Origin of the sequence: Bacillus sp. L381 (assembly GCF_030284525.1) — a bacterium.
In the GTDB taxonomy this organism is placed as follows: Bacteria; Bacillota; Bacilli; order Bacillales; family Bacillaceae; genus Bacillus; species Bacillus amyloliquefaciens.
Map to the genome: position 1 here is coordinate 2455079 of NZ_CP127224.1, position 19368 is coordinate 2474446.

Annotated in this window: 14 protein-coding genes and 3 pseudogenes; 5 read left to right on the forward strand and 12 right to left on the reverse strand. The window is 43.4% G+C overall.

Going from position 1 to position 19368, the window contains the following annotated elements; genetic code table 11:
• Positions 1–261: 261 nt before the first annotated feature.
• Complete coding sequence (locus QRX25_RS12525) at positions 262–798, reverse strand: ATP-binding protein (RefSeq protein WP_065522717.1); 537 nt, start codon at positions 796–798, stop codon at positions 262–264.
• A 256-nt stretch (positions 799–1054) separates the two neighbouring features.
• On the opposite strand from QRX25_RS12525, the pseudogene QRX25_RS12530 reads away from it, so the two are divergent.
• The 3 genes and pseudogenes from QRX25_RS12530 to QRX25_RS19780 all read left to right on the forward strand — a co-directional run.
• Positions 1055–1303: pseudogene (locus QRX25_RS12530) on the forward strand (RNA polymerase subunit sigma-70); the annotation flags it as partial.
• Between the two features lie 359 nt (positions 1304–1662).
• Positions 1663–2340 (forward strand): TraX family protein, encoded by a 678-nt coding sequence (locus QRX25_RS12535; protein WP_212098524.1) that lies wholly within the window; start codon positions 1663–1665, stop codon positions 2338–2340.
• A pseudogene (locus QRX25_RS19780) lies at positions 2341–2707 on the forward strand (sigma factor-like helix-turn-helix DNA-binding protein); the annotation flags it as partial.
• 126 nt (positions 2708–2833) lie between these two features.
• Here the strand turns inward: QRX25_RS19780 and QRX25_RS12550 are convergent.
• The 4 genes and pseudogenes from QRX25_RS12550 to QRX25_RS12565 form a co-directional block, all read right to left on the reverse strand.
• A pseudogene (locus tag QRX25_RS12550) lies at positions 2834–3156 on the reverse strand (hypothetical protein); the annotation flags it as partial.
• A 223-nt stretch (positions 3157–3379) separates the two neighbouring features.
• The gene (locus QRX25_RS12555; RefSeq protein ID WP_065981930.1) at positions 3380–3883 is read right to left on the reverse strand and encodes a DinB family protein; all 504 of its coding nucleotides are present in this window, start codon (positions 3881–3883) and stop codon (positions 3380–3382) included.
• A gap of 158 nt (positions 3884–4041) precedes the next feature.
• Positions 4042–4863, reverse strand: coding sequence for an HAD-IIB family hydrolase (locus QRX25_RS12560; protein ID WP_065981931.1), 822 nt, complete (start codon positions 4861–4863; stop codon positions 4042–4044).
• On the reverse strand, positions 4856–5710 hold the full coding sequence (locus QRX25_RS12565; protein WP_065981932.1) for a Cof-type HAD-IIB family hydrolase: 855 nt from the start codon (positions 5708–5710) through the stop codon (positions 4856–4858). Before QRX25_RS12565 ends, QRX25_RS12560 begins: the two co-directional genes overlap by 8 nt.
• A 189-nt stretch (positions 5711–5899) precedes the next feature.
• On the opposite strand from QRX25_RS12565, the gene QRX25_RS12570 reads away from it, so the two are divergent.
• On the forward strand, positions 5900–6625 hold the full coding sequence (locus QRX25_RS12570; protein ID WP_065981933.1) for a MurR/RpiR family transcriptional regulator: 726 nt from the start codon (positions 5900–5902) through the stop codon (positions 6623–6625).
• Positions 6626–6751: 126 nt separating this feature from the next.
• Here QRX25_RS12570 and manA read toward each other — a convergent pair whose 3' ends face one another.
• From manA to QRX25_RS12600, 6 genes are all read right to left on the reverse strand, one after another.
• On the reverse strand, positions 6752–7699 hold the full coding sequence (manA, locus tag QRX25_RS12575; protein ID WP_065981934.1) for a mannose-6-phosphate isomerase, class I: 948 nt from the start codon (positions 7697–7699) through the stop codon (positions 6752–6754).
• A 14-nt stretch (positions 7700–7713) separates the two neighbouring features.
• Positions 7714–9669 (reverse strand): fructose-specific PTS transporter subunit EIIC, encoded by a 1956-nt coding sequence (locus QRX25_RS12580; protein ID WP_212098527.1) that lies wholly within the window; start codon positions 9667–9669, stop codon positions 7714–7716.
• 152 nt (positions 9670–9821) lie between these two features.
• On the reverse strand, positions 9822–11774 hold the full coding sequence (manR, locus tag QRX25_RS12585) for a mannose transport/utilization transcriptional regulator ManR (protein WP_212098529.1): 1953 nt from the start codon (positions 11772–11774) through the stop codon (positions 9822–9824).
• 219 nt (positions 11775–11993) lie between these two features.
• Positions 11994–12911 carry an MBL fold metallo-hydrolase gene (locus QRX25_RS12590; RefSeq protein WP_115997676.1) on the reverse strand — a complete coding sequence of 306 codons (918 nt, stop codon included), beginning with the start codon at positions 12909–12911 and terminating at the stop codon, positions 11994–11996.
• Positions 12912–12957: 46 nt separating this feature from the next.
• Entirely contained in the window at positions 12958–13440 is a 483-nt protein-coding gene (ybaK, locus tag QRX25_RS12595) for a Cys-tRNA(Pro) deacylase (RefSeq protein ID WP_115997677.1), read from the reverse strand.
• 361 nt (positions 13441–13801) lie between these two features.
• Entirely contained in the window at positions 13802–14701 is a 900-nt protein-coding gene (locus tag QRX25_RS12600) for a LysR family transcriptional regulator (protein WP_014470737.1), read from the reverse strand.
• A 123-nt stretch (positions 14702–14824) separates the two neighbouring features.
• Here QRX25_RS12600 and QRX25_RS12605 point away from each other — a divergent pair, with 123 nt between their 5' ends.
• Positions 14825–16030, forward strand: a complete 1206-nt coding sequence (locus QRX25_RS12605) for an MFS transporter (RefSeq protein WP_115997678.1) — start codon at positions 14825–14827, stop codon at positions 16028–16030.
• Between the two features lie 155 nt (positions 16031–16185).
• On the opposite strand, the gene QRX25_RS12610 is transcribed toward QRX25_RS12605, so the two are convergent.
• Positions 16186–19347: a bifunctional cytochrome P450/NADPH--P450 reductase gene (locus QRX25_RS12610; RefSeq protein WP_115997679.1), complete on the reverse strand. Its 3162-nt coding sequence runs from the start codon at positions 19345–19347 to the stop codon at positions 16186–16188.
• Positions 19348–19368: the final 21 nt, after the last annotated feature.

A 19368-nucleotide genomic window follows, 5' to 3' on the forward strand; every position in this document is an offset into this window, starting at 1 on the left:
CCCTCATGTTTACAGAGCTGATTAATAAACTATACGAGGGATAAATGGATAAAGCCTTCCCCTTCTTTTTAAAGAGAAAATATTAAAAGGCGGAAAGCCCTTCTCGTTATGAGAGGGCTTTAATACGGAGAACTTAACGAAGAACAAATCACTTGTCTGTTGTAGGATGCTGCCGAAAATAAATCACTTCACAACAGACAAACTGAAAATGCCTTTGACTTTTGGATTTATTTTCTGGTTAAGTTATCTCCATCCGTTAGTTTAATTAGAATTCAGATAATCCAAGACACGATCAACTCTTTCATTGACTGAGTAATCTCCTTCAATTTTTAACAATGGACAAGATAAATCTGCCATCCAATGTTCGTGTAAAGCTCTACTTCTAACTTCCATTCCAGCATTATCATATAAAGAAGCCCACTCTAAAAATGTTTTTGATTGTTCATATTTACTGCCGCCGGCTAACACTTCGTTTCCATAACGCTGAAATTCCCTATGCCTTAATCTCTCAAGCCGTATATCTTGCGGAACCCATAAGAAGATGACAAGGTCAAAATAACTTTTTAGATCATCGCCCCAGCCGCACACTGCGCCAGAAAGAATCCATTTCTCATTGATTGTCAAGTCTTTTTCAAGCAGCTTTCTTCTTTCAGGAATTTCTCTTTTTTTAGTGAATTTATCTGTCCAATAGTAATCATCAGTATCAAGATGCGTATGAGGCAAATGCTTTGATAATGCAACACCCAATGTTGAAGTTCCGACTCCAGAGGCTCCCAGTATGTGAATATTTTTTTTCATAGTTCCCTCTCCTTATGAAGCAACGAAACTCCCTGTCCGCTGCAAAAGGTTCTTACTATCATTTTAACAAAAATCCCCAAAAACCTTTACTTTGATAGGGGAATCCAGATGCGTGTTAAAACCATACTGCTTACGAAAACAGTCCTTATTAAATCGTGATTTCCCTATAATATTTAAACGAATCAAATTTTTAGATTGTCGTCTTTAAGAGGTTTTCATCCTTGGAGTATACAAACAGTCATTATTGAAACTTATAAATGAAATTTTAATGCATCTGCACGCCTTGAAAAAAACGAAAAAAGACGTCTCCCTTCACGATCCGATCGGCCAGGATAAAGAAGGGAATGAAATAAGCCTGATCGATGTCCTCAAGTCGGAAAGCGAAGATGTGATCGACACCATTCAGCTCAACATGGAGCTTGAAAAGGTCAAAAAATATATCGACATTTTAGACGACCGCGAAAAAGAAGTCATCGTCGGTCCATTCAGCCTTGTTTTGAGAAAGAGATGAACGAAGGAGTCTTGGAATTTCGCGCGGCTTGTGTCTTGGATTAAAAAGTGCCCATTGATCAAGATGTTCTAGGTATTTGCTTAAGACAGCATATATACCAAACGTCGAAAATTAGGAATATAAACAGAGAAAGATTACAAAATTGAAAGCTTAGCGTAATCTTTCTCTATTTTTTTTGTGAGTCCTTTATTTTATACTGTGCATACTGTGCCAGAAAGTAGTGGGAAATTCGTTTTGGCTTATGGGCCGAATAAAAAACAGTTTTACAAGCTCTGAAGGATTAAGATGAATTTTCGCCGCTCTTTAGCAGGACATAACATATGAAACTTAAAAATTTTCTAAAGGAGTAAATTATGAATTCATTTGTTTTAAAATTATTAGCCATCATTTTAATGATATTTGACCACGTTTATACTTATATCCCCAATTATCCCATATGGTTCGGATACGTTGGAAAATTAGCTGCACCAATATTTTTCTTTTTGATTGTTGAAGGATTTATCCATACGAGAAATCGGAAAAAATATATTATTCGGTTATTTGGTTTTGCGATTGTAATGGTTGCATTAGATTATTTACTTAAAATACCAAATAACATTTTCTTATCCTTAGGATGCGGTATAGTGCTGCTAACAGTCTTGGATTATGGTAAACGGACGAAAAAATACGCATTGAGTACGATTGCAGCTATTGTTATTGGCATACTTATGTTATTTACCGAAGCATCCCTATACGGTCTAGGGATGGTACTCATATTCTACTTCCTAAGAGAAAAGAAAGGCCTGAAGATTATCACTTATATCTTGTTCAGCTTGTTCTTCTTACTGACCAATTTAGGTGCACCGGACTTGTTTAACCAATTGTTTTTATATGACTATCAATGGATGATGGTTTTCGCTTTCCCGTTCTTTCTCCTGTATAACGGTAAAAAAGGTTATTCAAGTACTTTTATGAAATGGGCTTTTTACTTATTTTATCCGTTGCATCTTACTGTGATAATCCTCATTAAAGAATTATTTAATGAAATTTGAATGCATCTGCGCGCTTTGAAAAAAACGAAAAAAGACGTCTCCCTTTACGATCCGATCGGCCAGGATAAAGAAGGGAATGAAATAAGCCTGATTGATGTCCTTAAGTCGGAAAGTGAAGATGTGATCGATACCATTCAGCTCAACATGGAGCTTGAAAAGGTCAAAAAATATATCGACATTTTAGACGACCGCGAAAAAGAAGTCATCGTTGGCCCGCTTCGGACTAAATTTAAAAAAAGAAAAAACGCAGCGTGAGATCACGAAGGAGCTCGGCATTTCAAGGAGCTATGTATCCCGGATTGAAAAACGCGCATTGATGAAGATGTTTCATGAGTTTTACCGGGCAGAGAAGGCGAAGGGGAAATAATGTAAAAGAAGCCGGGATCTCATATTCCGGCTTCTTTTCATTCCGCTAGGCCCTCAATAAAGAGAGCCTTTATTAGGAGTTGCAAAAACCTCTATAATAACAGCGTTTGTTTTTATTTTGATTAGGAATGTCGAAGTGACCGCTGATTCTTTCTTCCTTTTTCAACTGTTTTATAAGGAATGGAACAGTGATAATTGTTGCAGTTGGAACAAGCAGCAAATATGACCAATGGATGTAATGAGCAACCATTCCGCCTATAGCTGGTCCGACACCTTTCCCATTGATTCTGCGGATCGATCAGACCAAATGCTTTCTCCCTGTTCTCTCTCGGAATATAGCGCGCAACTACAACCTAATGCGGCTGCACCAGTCTCTTAAATCAACCGGGCTAAAATGAGTACAGGAAAGAAAGAGTGTTCAACAAATCCAATTATCGATCCAAAGCAATTCCATAGTCCCAAGCGGCCTGTCATGGATATTCCTAAACCGCTTTAAACTTTAAGACTAAAACAAAAAAGATACCAAACATCGTTTGGTATCGCCTGTTAATTCGAGTCCCTTATCTACAAAAGCCTATGATTTGAAGCGTTTGGAATGAAAATTAAGCAAATTGAACATTGATCAAAGCATGCTCTTGTATGTTTGTAATAGGTTAACTTCTTTATAATTTGATTACATTTTCGGAGCTTCCAAACCAAATTTTGTCCATTCCTCTTTTGCCGGACCATAAATCCCCGGAACAGTTAAACCTGCTTGTCTCATCAGGACAGTCATTTGTCCTCGATGATGATTTTGATGTTGAATTAAAAACATTAAAAGTGAACCATTTGACATTTGCTGACCCAAAAAATTAATACGTTCTTGAAATGTATCGTCAGTCCATTGGGTTTTTAACGCCTGCACTAATGCGTGTCTGGCTTGATGATAGCTGTCAGCTATCAACTGAGCCGAAGCGGGAACAGGATAATCTTCAGCTGGGGCATGAAACGTTAAGTTGGTGTTTGAGGTAATGATGCGAATAGCAGCAACAGTATGCCAAGCAATACGGCCTAAAGTCCAATTTTGTGAAGTGATTTCTTGTTTAAGTGATTCATCAGTCAGATGATTCAGCAGTTTCTGTGTGGCATCGGCTTCGAATTCCCAAGATTTCAAAAAATGGTCTAAAGTTTGAAACACGAAAATCCTCCTTTTTTCATGCGCCTACAGCTCAATTATAGTGCAACGTTTAGTTAAAAAGAACAAAACTTTAATCGAACATTTTATGCTCCGATCCTAAGGGAACCCGGCAGATTCAATATTTTTTAATGTCAGGCTCTCCAGCACACGCCATTTTCTCATGTTCTGTCTTTCATGTTCTGTTTCTGCAGCGTTAATATTCTCATAATCGTGTGCATGACGCTGCTTTCCTCGTTTGATTTGATGACAAAATGCGCCGCATCTTTTATTTCGTCAATGGCGTTCTTGACCGCAAAGCTGTAGGATGCCGCTTCCATCAACTCTTTGTCATTGCGGCCGTCTCCGAACGCCATTGTCTCATCAGGCGAAACTCCTAATAATCGCTGCAGTTCTTGTACTGTTGTTCCTTTATGTATTCCGATATTTGAAATGTCGATCCAGGTATCTTCTGATGCTACGATATAAAACTGGTGAAAAAATTCATGCAGCTTTTCTCTCGTTTCCGGGCAGTTGGCGTGAGGGTCATGAACCGTAATTTTGATAAAGTCGTCTTTTATCTCAGTAAAATCAGCTATTTTCGTTACATGTGCATAAGAGGCATTTACATATCTCATTTCGCTTTCAGACAGGTTTTCTTTTACCATCGCGCCTTTTTTTGTGCACGCAATAATGCTGTGCCTGCAGCTGATTTTTTCTAAAGCCTCTATAATTGACAGTCCCGCTTTATTGCTGATCAAAGATTCATATACGAATTTGCCGTTCTTTTTCATACGTGTGGCACTGTCTCCTAAAATCCAAAAATCTTTCGCATCTTCTCCGAACAATGCTTCCACCCTTTCACACTGCTTTCCGGTACAGAGGGCGAAGGCGACATGCTGTTCCTCCATTACTCTTTTTGTCTTTTCAAATAACGTTCTGTCAAAGCCGCCTTGATTATTTAAAAACGTGCCGTCTAAATCCGTAATTACTAATTTAATCATCGTTCAGCACCTCCGCAGTTGAACCCCGTCTCTTTAAGACAAAAGGTTTTTCATATTTGAGAATGGAATCAATCGCGTTTAAGACTCCTTCTTCGTTATTTGATTGCGTGATATGCGCGGCAGCCTGTTTAATGCTTTCTTGCGCGTTATCCATTGCGACTCCGTATTTCACAGCGGACACCATCTCCAGGTCATTACCGCTGTCTCCAAAGGCCGCGCATTCTTCATTATTGATTCCCCATTGTTTCTGAAGAAGCTGAATCCCGCTTGCTTTATGAAGCCCCGGTATGATCAGATCTATGTCACCGTGTCCGCTTGATACAGGCGTCACAAAAGATCCGATGGTGTTTTTCAAATGGCTCAGCAGTGCGGGACAATGTTCGGCGGGAAAGCTGACGGAAAATTTAAAGATGTCATCATCGATCTTTTCAAAATGCGGCGCCCTTTTTAACACATAATAATACTTACTGGCGTGCAGATATTCATCTTCACTGGCATTTTTATGAATATACGCGCTTTTTTTCCCGCAGACAATGGCGTTTTTCACATCATACTGCTCTAATGCCCGGATTACTGCCTTTATTGTGTCTTCAGACATTTTACCCGCGAATAATTCTTTTCCGGCATTCACGACGAAAGCGCCATTTTCCGCAACAAAAGCAATTTCATTCTCGATTTCCGGAAAGAAGGATATAAGCTGCGCATATTGGTTTCCGCTCGCTACGGCAAAATAAATTCCCCGCGCTTTTAATTCACGATACTGGTTCATAAAACGCTCTTTGTTATATGCCATTTCATCACTCAGAAACGTTCCGTCCATATCAACCGCTATCAGTTTAATACTCATATCGTCCCGCTCCCATTCAAATAATGCGTATGAACGAATTATATCCGCAGTTGATCCGTGACGTAAACGTTTGACGGCGCTTTGTTTTGAATGACACAAAAAGTGATTTGTCACATGAATATAACACTATGTGATATGTTACGATTAGATGTACGGTCACTATTCTCATAAAAAGGAGAATCCCCCTGCATGTTCACACACGAAATGATTGCTTCATTTAACGAGCTTGAAACTTCTTTATACAATTACATTTGCCAAAACAGCGAGAAAGCCGTCTATATGCGAATCCGTGAATTGGCAGATGAAACCCACGTATCTACGGCTTCTATATTACGTTTCTGCAAAAAAATAAACTGCGAAGGATTTTCGGAGTTTAAGGTCAAGCTCAAAATGTATGCTGAAGCTGATAAAAAAACGACTTTAAAGAGTTCCCATCATTCCGTTACCGAGTTTTTTGAAAGAACAGTAAGCGGTGACATGGAAGAAAAGCTGAAGGAAGCCGCATCCCTTGTCGCCGATGCAGAAAACGTCATTTTTATCGGAGTGGGCACCTCAGGAATTCTTGCCGAATACGGAGCCAGATATTTTTCATGCTTAGGGAAACTTTCAATGTATATTAAAGATCCTTACTTTCCGGTCCATTCCCATTTCCGCCATAACAGCATAACAATCGCTCTGTCGGTTTCAGGTGAAGGCCATTCTACGGTGACTCATCTGAATCAGCTGAAACAAGAAGGCAGCCGGGTCATCAGTATTACAAATCATAAACATTCAACCATTGCCAAAATGTCCGATGTGAATCTGTCATATTACGTGACGGAAGAATGGGTTGAGAATGCGAATATCACCACCCAAATCCCCGTTATGTACATACTTGAATCCATGGCTCGGGAAATATACAAATTGAGAGATTAACTCTTTAGCGCCGATGCGCTGAGGGAATCTTTCGCGGTTAATCATCATGAAACAAATTTAGCTGCTGACACTTCCGTAAATACCGCTAAGAAACCCCTCTCTGATGACAGAGAAGGGTTTAGAAGATCACAGATGAGACACAATACATTCTGAATGTCCCGTAATTTTATATTCCCCCAAACCGGAAGGCAGGAGAATATGATCACCTTTTTTAAAGTGATGTTCTTGCTTGCCGGTAACCATCATGCCTTCGCCTTCGATCACACTGACAAGAAGGAAGGGATGATTCTGAAATAGATTTGCTTCACCTTTTACATCCCACTTTTCGACTGAGAAATAAGGACATTCTATTAATATAGCTGCGAGCAGATCATCCGTTTGTTTATATTGAACAGTCGGCCGTTCACGGAATGATGGAACGTCTATGACTTCTGTACTTTTTTCCAAATGGAGCTCGCGCGGTCTGCCGTCCGCATCCTTTCTTCCGTAATCATATAATCTGTAAGTCGTATCTGAATTTTGCTGCGTTTCTAAAATGAGTGTGCCCTTCCCGATCGCGTGAACGGTGCCGCTTGGAACAAAGAAGAAGTCTCCCGGCTTTACCTTAACTCTGTTCAGGAGCCCGTCCCATTCTCCGCGCTCAATCATGGATACCAGCTCTTCTTTTGTTGTTGCATTGTGGCCGAAAATAATCTCCGCATCTTTTTCACAATCAATGATATACCAGCATTCGGTTTTTCCAAGTTCTCCGTTCTCATGCATTTTGGCAAAATCATCATTCGGATGCACCTGAACGGACAGGTCTTGGTCTGCATCTAAAATTTTTGTAAGAAGAGGAAAACGGTCCCCTTCAAGGTATCCGAATAAATCTCTGTGATGCTCCCATAATTCACCGAGCGTACATCCTTTATACCTTCCGTTTTGCACTGTGCTCTGCCCATTTTGATGAGCGGCGAATGCCCAGCACTCCCCTGTCCGCTCTGACGGAATATTATAGTGAAAAGCACGCAGGGCATTGCCTCCCCACATTCTTTCTTTGAAAACCGGTTTGAAAAATATCGGTTCAATTGACATGATCATCCCCCGCTTTATTCGATCTCATCCAGAAGCTCAAACGCCTCTTCTTTTGTCTGTACGGAGAGCAGCCTCTTCCGATAGTTGTCATCCATCAGTTTTCGGGATAACATCTGCAATATTTTCAAATGCTGATTTCCATCGCTTTCTTTCGGTACGGCAATCATAAAAATCAGTTTTGCATCGGATCCATCCAGGCTGTTCCAGTCAACACCTGAGCGCTTTATCCCGAATGCGACGCTCGGTGTTCTGACGGCTTCAGACTTTCCGTGCGGGATTGCGATATTCATACCTATCGCTGTGGTTCCCTGCTGTTCACGGCTCAAAATTGCTTGTTTAAATCCGCTGTCAGAAAGCAACATGCCTTTACGGGACAATTTCTGAATCATTTCATCGATAATGCCATCCTTGGTTTCTCCGGTTAAATACGGTTCAATCAGGTCTGTGCTGATAATGTCAGTTAATTTGTTGATGTCGGTCATGCCGCCTTTTTGACTGGACTGAGATTGTTTCTCAGTTTCTTTTGCCGCTGCAGCTTCATTTGGTTCGGCAGCCGGCGGAGCTTCGCCGGGCGCGGGGGATTTCGCCATATCTTTTTTCAGTACATTAACCAACAGAGCTGTGACAAGAGAACCTGCTGTTACAGCGATAAAAAACATCAATACATGATCAACTGCTCCAAGCACGGCAACTATAGGGCCGCCGTGTGCCACTCTGTCACCCACATGGCCGATCATCGCGATCACCGAGCCGGTCATAGAGCCCGCCATAATACTCGGGATCACACGAAGGGGGTCTTGGGCTGCAAATGGAATGGCTCCTTCCGTGATACCGAAAAGGCCCATTGTAAATGAAGCCTTTCCCATTTCCCTTTCTGATGCGGCGAATTTTCTTTTCCCTAAAAACGTCGCAATTCCAAGCCCTATCGGCGGTATACAGATGGAAACGGCAATCGGCCCCATAATTTCATAATTTCCTTCTCCGATCATGGCCGATCCGAAAAGAAACGCCACCTTGTTTACGGGGCCGCCCATATCAAAGGAGATCATCGCTCCCAAAATCAATGCCAGGAGAATTGAGCTCGAACCTTTCATTCCCGCCAGCCAAACCGTTAAAGATGCGAAAATTTGAGCTACGGGGGCACCGATCAAAAATACAAACGCCAAACCGACAATCAGTGAAGCAAACACCGGAATAATAATAATCGGCATAATCGGCTGGATAGCTTTCGGGACTTTACATTTTTTGATTCCAAGCGCCGCATACCCCGCCAAAAATCCGGCAATGATTCCTCCGAGAAATCCTGCGCCGCTTGCGCTGTCGTAAAAGCTTCCGGATGCCGCAATATATCCGCCGATCATTCCGGGGACCAGACCTGGCTTATCGGCGATGCTGAACGCGATATATCCGGCTAAAATCGGGATCATGAATGAAAAAGAAGCACTGCCGATCTGTTCAATCGTTTTCCAAAAAGACTCATCTGGTATGACTAAGCCCTTTGGTGTTTTTTCTCCTCCAAGCGTCAATGCAACCGCTATCAATAAACCGCCGACTACAATAAAGGGGACCATAAAAGAAACGCCGTTCATTAAATGGCGGTAAATCGGGTTTTGTTTTTTTTCCTGCTGACTTCCCGATTCAGCTTTTGAAGCTGATTGATAGACGGGCACTTCACCGCTCAGTGCTTTTTGAATTAATTCTTCCGGTTTGCGGATGCCGTCCTGAACTCCGACAGCGAGCAGCTTTTTTCCTGTGAACCGGTCTTTATTCACCGAACGATCCGCAGCGATAATGATTGCGTCTGCTTCCCGGATGTCCTCTTCGGTCAGCTTATTTTCCACTCCGATTCCGCCCTGGGTTTCCACTTTGATCTGAACGCCTAATCTGCCGGCGGCTTTTTGCAAATTTTCGGCAGCCATATACGTATGGGCAATGCCGTTCGGACATGATGTAATCGCTACCAGTTTCATATAAATCCTCCTCTGCCGTTTGAATATCAAGATCTTGTCTCAACTTTATACTGAAATCACACCTTAATTAGCGCGTTTTTTTACCATAAGTTCCGGAAATAACGGCATTTTTTCCTATAAACAGAAAAAAAGCAGGGAGCCATTCCCTGCTTTTAATAGTTTAAATAAGATAAAAACGTCATCACATTTTTTTCTTCGGTCAGTTTTTGAATCAATGCCGGCTGCTCGCTGAGATAGGAAAGCTCACTGAATAATTGCTTTACCATGTTTTGATCCTCATGTTTGACGGCAAGCATAAAAATGAGCGACACTTTTTCCGACCCCCATTCAATCGGCTCTTTTAACGTGGCGATTGCAATGGCTGATTGTTTGATATATTTGGAGTTAGCGTGAGGGATGGCAATACCCGCCCCGATATTTGTCGCCGACATTTTTTCTCTCATTACTGCATGAATGCCATACTCTTTTTCTACATAGCCTTTCTCGTACAAAGCACGTGCCAGCTGTTCAATGACCTGATAGCGGTGCTCTGTCTCTTGCTGTAAAAAAACGAGAAACGGAGTCGTATCATTCAGCATTTTGAACGTTTTTTGCTCCCGGCGGTGCGATATATCAAGCTGTCCAATAAATGCGCTGAGCTTTTTTTCATCAGCAGGCTCCAAAAGCGGTGAAACGACAATATGAGGGTTCGTTACATTTTCAAGCTCTATCGTAGAAATGACGAAATCTATATCTTTATGCTTTTTGATATACTCCGCCAGCTCCGCTTTTGCGATGCAGTCTATTACGGTAATGTCATGAAATTTCCGTTCAATTTTAGTCCGCAGCAATTGTGACATACCAATGCCCATATGGCAGACGATGACCGCCCTTTTATGGCTGTCACTGCTTCGGCGCAGCCGTTCGATCGCTGCCTGAAAATGCAGCGTCAAATATGCCGCCTCTTCTTCAGGAATATGAAGATCAAATGTTTGATTGATGTCTTCCAAGACGTCGATGATAAGATGAAACAAATAAGGGTACATTTTTTTGATGTCGTTAAGCATGGGGTTTGAAACAGAGAGATCATAGCTCAGCCGCTTCAGCACCGGATCGAGATGGATGTTCAATCCGTTGATCAATTCTTGGTCTTTATGGAAATCCAGCATTTTCAGCTCTGAAACTCGATTGATTAAATGCCTGACGACTTTTGGAAGCTCAGAATCTTCAAGATCAAGCTTCCTTTCTTGCTGCAATGGATAGCGGACTTTCCCGCCTATAATATGTAAAGTTAAATAGACGGCTTCTTCCTCAGGAAACCGGATGGCAAATACCGGCTCAAGCCGTTTTAAACAAGCCCGTGTCCATTCATATTCTTTCTTCTTTTTTACTGCGTCCAGCTGTCTTGCAGAAATCGCGATCGGCTGCTTCATTTTGATCCGGCGGATTGTCAGCAATGTATGCAGCAGCAAACTTTCAAATGTTTCATCCGTGAAATAGATAGAATGGGTTTTTTGTAATAATTTAATTTCTTTTCTCACAAAATCCGCTTCATGGCTTAAGAACTTACTTTTTATAAATTGGCTTGTAAACTCCGTATTATCAGTCAAATCTGAAATTCGCGCCAATGCTTTTCTTTTGTTTTTTTCGTCCCCTTCAATCTTTAATCCGAGGCGCTGTTTAGAAACAAGCGTGAGGTCAAATCGCTTCAGCCACTTTTCAACCGCATTTACATCCTTTTTAATGGATGCTCTGTTCACAAAGTGCTGTGCGGCTAATTCTTTTGCAGAAACAGGCTTTGAATTCATTAATAAATCATAAGCAATGTGAAGTATTCTTTCTTCATCGGTCTTATGCCTGCAAGTGAAATGCTCATTATACATTTGCCGGCTTAACCATGACCTTTCCTGTTCTGATATATGTAAATAGACGCCTAATCCGGGTTTTCGGATCAGCTGAGCGTGAGAATGTTCATTCAGAAAATCCTCAATCGTTTTCAAATCATTCCTGATCGTCTTTTCAGAACATCGGACCCTGTCTGCGAAATCTTGCACAACTAAGCAGTCATCAGGTTCAGATAACAACAGATACAAAATCTCTTTCTGTCTTGAATTCATGTAATTCATCTGTTTTTCTATCCTTCCTGTCCGTTTCCGCTTGAACAATTGTGATAGTATAAAAATACTGCGCACACGAAACCGTTTACATTATATAGGGAAACAAAAGAGTAAAAAGTTTTGTTTTTTACCGCAGTTTCCGGAAAAATCATATTTTATACAGAGTTCATTGGACGACAAAACACCAATCGTTTAAAAACGATTGGTGTCGGCAGTGAAAACCTGCTGTTACAGCCAAAATGTTTCTCCGAGCGCTAATGCTTTCAGCTTTTGCGGATGTAACGCAAGACGGGTCCATTCGCTGTGCAGTCTGCTTAATGCTTCCGGTCCTGTATCATCAGCAAGCCGGAATGCCCCGTAATGCATGGGAATGAAGCTGTCAGCCTTCAGCTCCAAAAACGCTTTCACGGCGTCTTCCGGATTGATATGTGACACTTTCATAAACCATTCCGGTTCGTACGCTCCGATCGGCATCAGAGCCGCCTTAATATGAAACCTTTCTCCGATTTCTTTGAAGCCATCGAAATAGCCTGTATCTCCTGCAAAATAGATGGATTCGCCGTTTTCGCTTTCTATGACCCATCCTCCCCAATGAGAGGTATCGGTATCCCAGAGCGTTCTCCGTGTCCAGTGCTGGGCCGGAACAAATGATATGTTCACTCCCCGCACCTCAAAACGATCCCACCAATTCATTTCATAGACCTTTTTGCAGCCTTTTTTTAATAATAGCTTTTTCAGTCCCGCTGGCACGTAAAAATCCGGGGTTCCTCTCAGTTTTTTTATACTCGGAAAATCAAGATGGTCATAATGTCCGTGTGAAATGAGCACGGCATCAATATCAGGCAGTTCGCTCAATTCATATCCCGGCTCTGTCAGCCGTTTTTGAAAACCCATCCGCCGCGCCCATACAGGGTCGGTGATTATGTTAAGCCCCTGTATTTGGATCAGAAATGAAGAATGGCCGATCCATGTAATGGCCGTTTCCGTCCGATTGACGGCAACTTCGTGAACATCCCTATTGGCCGCTTTCGGAATGTTCTCGCTTAAATCTTTTATTTTCTCTCTTCGTTCTTTCATCCATCTCAACATGTCCCTGAATCCATTTTCATTCTTCACGCCATTCAAGTTTTCGTATCTTTTTTTCATTATCATTCTCCCTTGAAACGTGTATTTCATTGGATTTATCGGACATTTAAACAATATCTGCAAATGCTGCCCGGCTTGCTTCGGCTAAATGTTGAGGCGCTAATTTCAGCTGCATTCCGATTTTCCCCGCACTGACAATCATAAACTCCAGTGTTTCGGCGGATTTATCAATAAAAGTCGGAAACCATTTTTTCATGCCGATTGGAGAGCAGCCGCCTCGCATATAGCCGGTCACGCCTAAAAGGTCTTTCACGGCAATCATTTCCACTTTCTTCTCACCCACTGCCTTTGCAGCCTTTTTCAGATCCAGTTCTTTTGCAACGGGAACAACAAAAACGTAATAACGTTCTGTTCCTGCCGAGGCCACTAAGGTTTTATAAACATATTCGGCAGAGTATCCGATTTTCTCTGAAACGGAAAGACCGTCTGCGGGCTGTCCCCCTTCTGTTTTGTAACCTAAAAGCTCATAGGGAATGTTTTGCTGTTCAATGATACGGACAGCATTTGTTTTAACCGTTTTTTTCGCCATGGTGTTCCTCCGTTATCCGTATTTCTTTCTGCTTTATATCAATAGTAACACCAGTTTCGTCACCTCTTCTACTGACGCGTATTTACAATGCTGGATTTTCAGAAAGAAAGATATTACAAAGATGGTGAATGACCATTCACTCAAAAAAAGATAGCTAAGTTCAATGACATTCATTTGACTAACGGGTCGATACAGTTTCTGTCTGTGAAATTGCATGTGTACAGTTGATTTATATGTAAGCACAAAAACAAAGGCAGGGATGCCGGCTGAAGATATTCATCAGCAGCTGTTTCCCCGCAAGTATCCCATTACATTTTTTTCGAAGGGGCAATGGGATTCAAAGCATATTGTGACTTCGATTTTACGAGACTGACGGCGCATTTCGTGTTTTGTAATACTCAAGTGCAAACTGTTTAAAACGCTCCGCAGCCGGAGAGAGATCATGGTTTTTTAACTGGGCTAACGCAATGGTGCGTTCGCATTGGTAATCTGCCACCGGAAGAAAAACGACCGGAAAATATTGATGCTCCGCGGTTTTCGGCAGCACTGCAGCTCCAAGGCCGGCGGCGGTCAGCCCTAATATGGTCGATACTTCCTCCCCTTCAAATGCGAGATGCGGGTGTATATTCAAATCCCGGCACATCAGGTCAAACATATACCTCAGCCCGTATCCCGGTTTAAATCCGACAAAATCCTCGTCCTGCATTTCTTTCATTTGAATGCTTTTTTTCCCTGCAAGCGGATGGGTTTCAGGAAGCACCGCATAAAGAGGCTCTTTCTCCAGCACCGTCCATTGTAAAAGCTCGCTGGGAAGCGGCGGTGAGCTGAGACAGATATCCGCATCTCCCGTTTCCACCATTTTGCGAAGCGTTTCATTTGCGCCTTGGTAGAGCCTGAAAGTCACGTTTGGGTATTGCTTTTTAAATTCGGCAATCAGCTGAGGCATTAAGCGCAAACCGAGCGTATGAAGAAAAGATACGGATATTTCGCCGTGCTCCAGACTCATATTCTTTTTCACTTGTTCAACGCCTTCATTTAAAGCGCGTCTCGCTTGTTTTGCTTTTAGTAAGAACTGCTCTCCGTGCCTTGTCAGCCGGACTGCTTTCGTCTCTCTGTAAAATAACGGCGCGCCTAATTCTTCTTCGAGCCTGATAATCGATCGGCTTAATGCCGGCTGAGAAATCATCCTTTCTTTTGCCGCATTTGTGAAATGCTGATGTTTTGCCGCCGCAATGAAGTTGTCAATTTGATGAAGCTCCATTTCTCCTTCTCCCCTTCCCTCATAACCTAAACGCATTAATTGCATAGTTATTATAAATTAGACACATTGAAATGAAAAGCGTACGATACATATATAACCAACAGTGAGAAAAGAGGGACATTCATGACGTTTATACAGCCTCATACAGAGGCTTACAGAAAGGCCAGCTTGGCTCTGTTTATCAGCGGCTTCGTGACATTCGCCACTCTTTACACGACACAGCCGCTTTTGCCTTTGTTTTCGGAAGAGTTTCATATTTCCGCTGCGGCTGCGAGCTTAACTTTATCCATCTCAACAGCCGTTTTGGCATTTTCATTATTGGCCGCCGCTTCGTTATCTGACGGTTTCGGCAGAAAAAAGTTAATGGTGCTTTCATTAACAGCCACTTCTGTTTTAGGTCTGTTAACAGCATTCAGTCCGGCTTTTCCGGCGCTTTTGGCGATGAGGGGGCTGCTCGGTATTTTTCTGGCGGGCGTTCCGGCTGTCGCCATGACGTATGTAGGCGAGGAGTTTGATCCGAAGGGCCTCGGGAAAATGATGGGCCTGTATATCAGCGGCACAAGCATCGGGGGAATGAGCGGCAGGCTGTTAACGGGGCTTCTGACCGATTTATTCGGCTGGCGGCCGGCGCTTGCCATCATCGGTATTCTTTCTATTGTATTAAGCTATTTGTTTTGGCGCTTGCTTCCGGCTCCGCGTCATTCATCTCAGCGGCATGCGGGCTTAAAAGCGGCATGTAAGGAATACGGAGCTGTCATACACCGCAAACGGCTGCTTTTGTTAATTTCTCTGGGGTTTATATTAATGGGGAGTTTTGTCACATTATATAATTATATCGGCTTTCATTTAATGGCCGCTCCTTATCATTTGTCGCAGACTGTGATCGGTTTTATTTTTATTGTCTACCTCGCGGGAACGTTCAGCTCAGTCTATATGGGGAAAAAAGCGGACCTTTACGGAAGCGCAAAAATGATAAAGATTGCGATTTTTGTTATGCTGGCCGGCGCAGCGGTGACACTTCTGCCCCAGCTTGCACTTAAAATCGCGGGAATTGCCGTCTTTACCTTCGGGTTCTTCGGGGCACATTCGATTGCAAGCGCCTGGGTCGGCCGCGCAGCCGGTGACCATCGCGCACAAGCCTCTTCATTATATTTGCTTGCATATTATATCGGTTCAAGCGTGGCTGGGTCTTGCGGCGGTTTCTTTTGGACGCATTTTCATTGGATCGGCATCATTTCTTTTATTTCGGTTTTACTGCTATTGTCTTATCCGGTTTTATTTTTGGCGGAATTTAAAAAAAGAAAACATAGCCGCCTGCATATAAATTGATAAAAACATTAAAGTTTTGTGTCTTTTGTCCGATAATAAAATTAAGGCCGGCACGATACTCCCTATAACTATTCCTTTTGATTCAGTAGATTTCAAATATCGTGCCGGCTTTCTTCCATTATATGACGTTCTTCAGTTGTGACCTCACGCTTCTGTTACACATCTGCCCACACATCTTTCGCATATCTTCCTTCCGCCTGCAGCTGTTCAAGCCAACTCAAGGAAACTTTCGAATCAGTGTTATGCACCTTTTCATACGCCTGCAGCAGGACATTTTCCACGGCCGGAGCCATTTTGCTTCCGTCACCGCATATATAGAGATGGCCGCCTTGGTCAAGAAGCGCAATAATCTGTGCAGCCTCACGAAGCAGGACATCCTGTACGTATACTTTACAGTCCTGATCTAACCTTGAATATGCCCGATGCACGGTGACAAGGCCTGTTTTCTCCGCCTGATCGAATTCATCTTTGTAGAGATCGTCTTCTTCAGGATGTCTGCAGCCAAAGTATAAATGAGCTTCACCCAGGCTGTTACCGGACATTTTTTCGGCAGCCCGCGCCTGGATAAATCCCCTGAACGGCGCGATTCCGGTGCCCGCTCCGACCATAATGAGAGGAGTTTTCGTATTTTCAGGCAGTGCAAAACCGGACTGCGGTGAGCGGATGAAACAGACGGCATGATCGCCATTCTGTAATCCGGCTAAGTAGTTCGAAGCAACACCGCGATATTCTCCCCGGCCGCTCCAAGCCGGAGCCGTTACAACGCCGACTGTGATACTGAGTTCCCCGCTGTTTGCCTTCGGTGAGCTTGAGATTGAATAATAGCGCGCCTTTAAGGACGGCAAAAGTTCTAAAAAGCGCTCGAACGGCAATTCACATGCCGGATAATCTTCCAGCAGATCCAGCATGGTCATTCGTTTTTTCAGCACGTTTTCTTTATATGCCGTTTCATCAGAATAAAGATGCTCCAATTCTTTTTGGTGCGGCGGGCACACGGTATGTGCGGCAAGTTCTCGAAGCTGGGCTCTCGTAGCCGGTTCCTGCAGTTCTACATATGACGCCAAAAGCTCCGGTGCAGTAACCGGCCGGTCCATCGGCAGATGAGGTAAATGCCGTCCGCTGATTTTAAAGTGCTGATTCGGGTCGAGACCGAACCGGTGAATGACGCGGCTGATCAGTTCCCCGCTGTTTTGCGGAAGCACCCCGAGATGGTCTCCTTCCTGATAAGTTTCTGTTTCCGGGAGACGCAGCTCAATGTGCCGGACTGATCGCTTGCTGCTTTCGGTATGAAGCTCTTTGTTTGTGATGACTTCGGCCTCAAACGCTTTATACGTTTTGGCAATCGGCGTCTCAGCTGCTTCACTTACATATTCTATTGATAGCTGTGATTTGTTTTGCTGTTCAGGAGCGGCTTCTATATGAAAAGCCTTGATGATGTCCTGCCAAAATGAATCTTCCCAGGCTTCTTGACTGTACTCAAAATCATCGGCATTATCACCCTCTCCGATAGAGGTAAGCCGTGTTGCTCCTTTTTCTTCAAGCACTTTGTCTATAAGACGGGGAATCTTCTGGTAGGTGGCGGCCCAGTTGCGGTCTCCGCATCCGAAGACGGCGTAAGAAACACCCTTTAATTCCTGATCTTCAAGAGTTTCCATCCACTTGACAAAACCCGCCGCGTTATCAGGCGGCGCCCCGTTGTAAGAAGCCGTTACAATCACGACAGCGCCTTTCACAGGCAATTTCCCGGCATAATCATCGAGCGGGCCGGTTTCAGTTGAAAAGCCTTTGCTTCTTCCGATGTCAGCCAGCTCTTCCGCGATTCCTTCCGCTGTTCCTAAATTTGATCCGTAAAGGACGAGAAGCGGGGTTCCGTGAGACGGTATTTCTTTCGTTTCTTCTTTGTGATCGTTTCCTTCAGCTTTATGGTTCTGTGCGGTCTGCTGATTGGACACGTCCTTGTTTTTCACCCGGATTTTAAAATCGCCGGGCTTAATGGTTAAAGCTTCTTTAATCGTAAGCTCATAATCAGAATGATCAATCAGTTCAAAATGCTTAAGCACAAGACCGAGCACCATCGTCGCTTCCTGAAGGGCAAACTGCATCCCGATGCAGGCGCGCTGTCCGTTTCCAAACGGCTTATATGCATCAGCCGGAATGGCCGCGGGATCACTGAACCTTTCAGGGCGGAATAACTCGGCATCTTCTCCCCACGCGCTTTTATCACGGTGCAGCTGCGGAGTCAGAATCGTCACCGGCTGTCCCTTCTCAATCGGATATTTCCCCCCGAGAACCGTATCTTCCTTCGCGTACAGAGAAAATGCCGGTGCAGTCGGATAAAGCCGCAATGTTTCGTTTAACACCATGCGGATATAGGTCAGCTGCTGAATCTGCTTATATTCAGGGGTTTCTCCCGTCAGCACCCGTTCGGCTTCCTGAACGGCTTTTTCCAATTTATCTTTATTTTTCAGCAGGCAGTATATCGCAAAAGAAAGCAGCCCGCTTGTCGTTTCATGTCCCGCGATCAAAAAGGTAATAATTTGATAGCGGATATTTTCATCATCCAGTCTTTCACCCGTTACAGGGTCTTTGGCTTCAAGCATCAATGCCAAAAGATCAGACAGATTTTCATCCGGATTTTCCCTCCGCTCAGCAATGATCCGGTCTACAAGCGCATTCATCTCTTCAATATCCTGCTGGAACTGATGTCTCGTTTTGATCATCAGCTTGTCCTGCAGACTGTGCCGTTGAGATTGGCGCATGGCCTCCTGCAGCGCACGAAGCATGCTTGTGATAAAAGGATGCTGTGTGTCGCGGTAAAAGCTGTTAAAGCGGTAATGAAACCCGCACAGGCCGATTGTATCCAGCGTCAGGCGCGTCATATCTTCAGCGACGTCAATTTCTTCATTCGGATTTAATCTGCTCCACTTCTGCACGAGCTGCATGGCAATATCAAGCATCATTGAATGATAGCCTTTCATTGCTTTCTGACTGAAGCTCGGCAATAAAATCCGATGCGCTTTCTGCCAATTCTTTTCGTTTGTCCAGCTCGTAAATAATCCGTCACCGCCAAATTCACGGACTTTCAGCAAAGCTTTGCTGAGGTTTTTGTCAAATCGCTTCTCATCACAGACTTCTGCTGCGAGCTCGCGGCCTGATACGAAGACCCCGACAGAGCTCGGGAATTCAAAACGAAAGATCGGGCCGTATTCCTCTGCTATTTTCCAAAGCGATTGTGAAAGCTTTTCTTTTTCCAAGTGAGGGAGATTTTTCAGAGGGCCGTATGTTTTCGGCTGCGGTATTGCGCTTAGCTGTTTCATATAGATCTTCCTTCCTTCGGC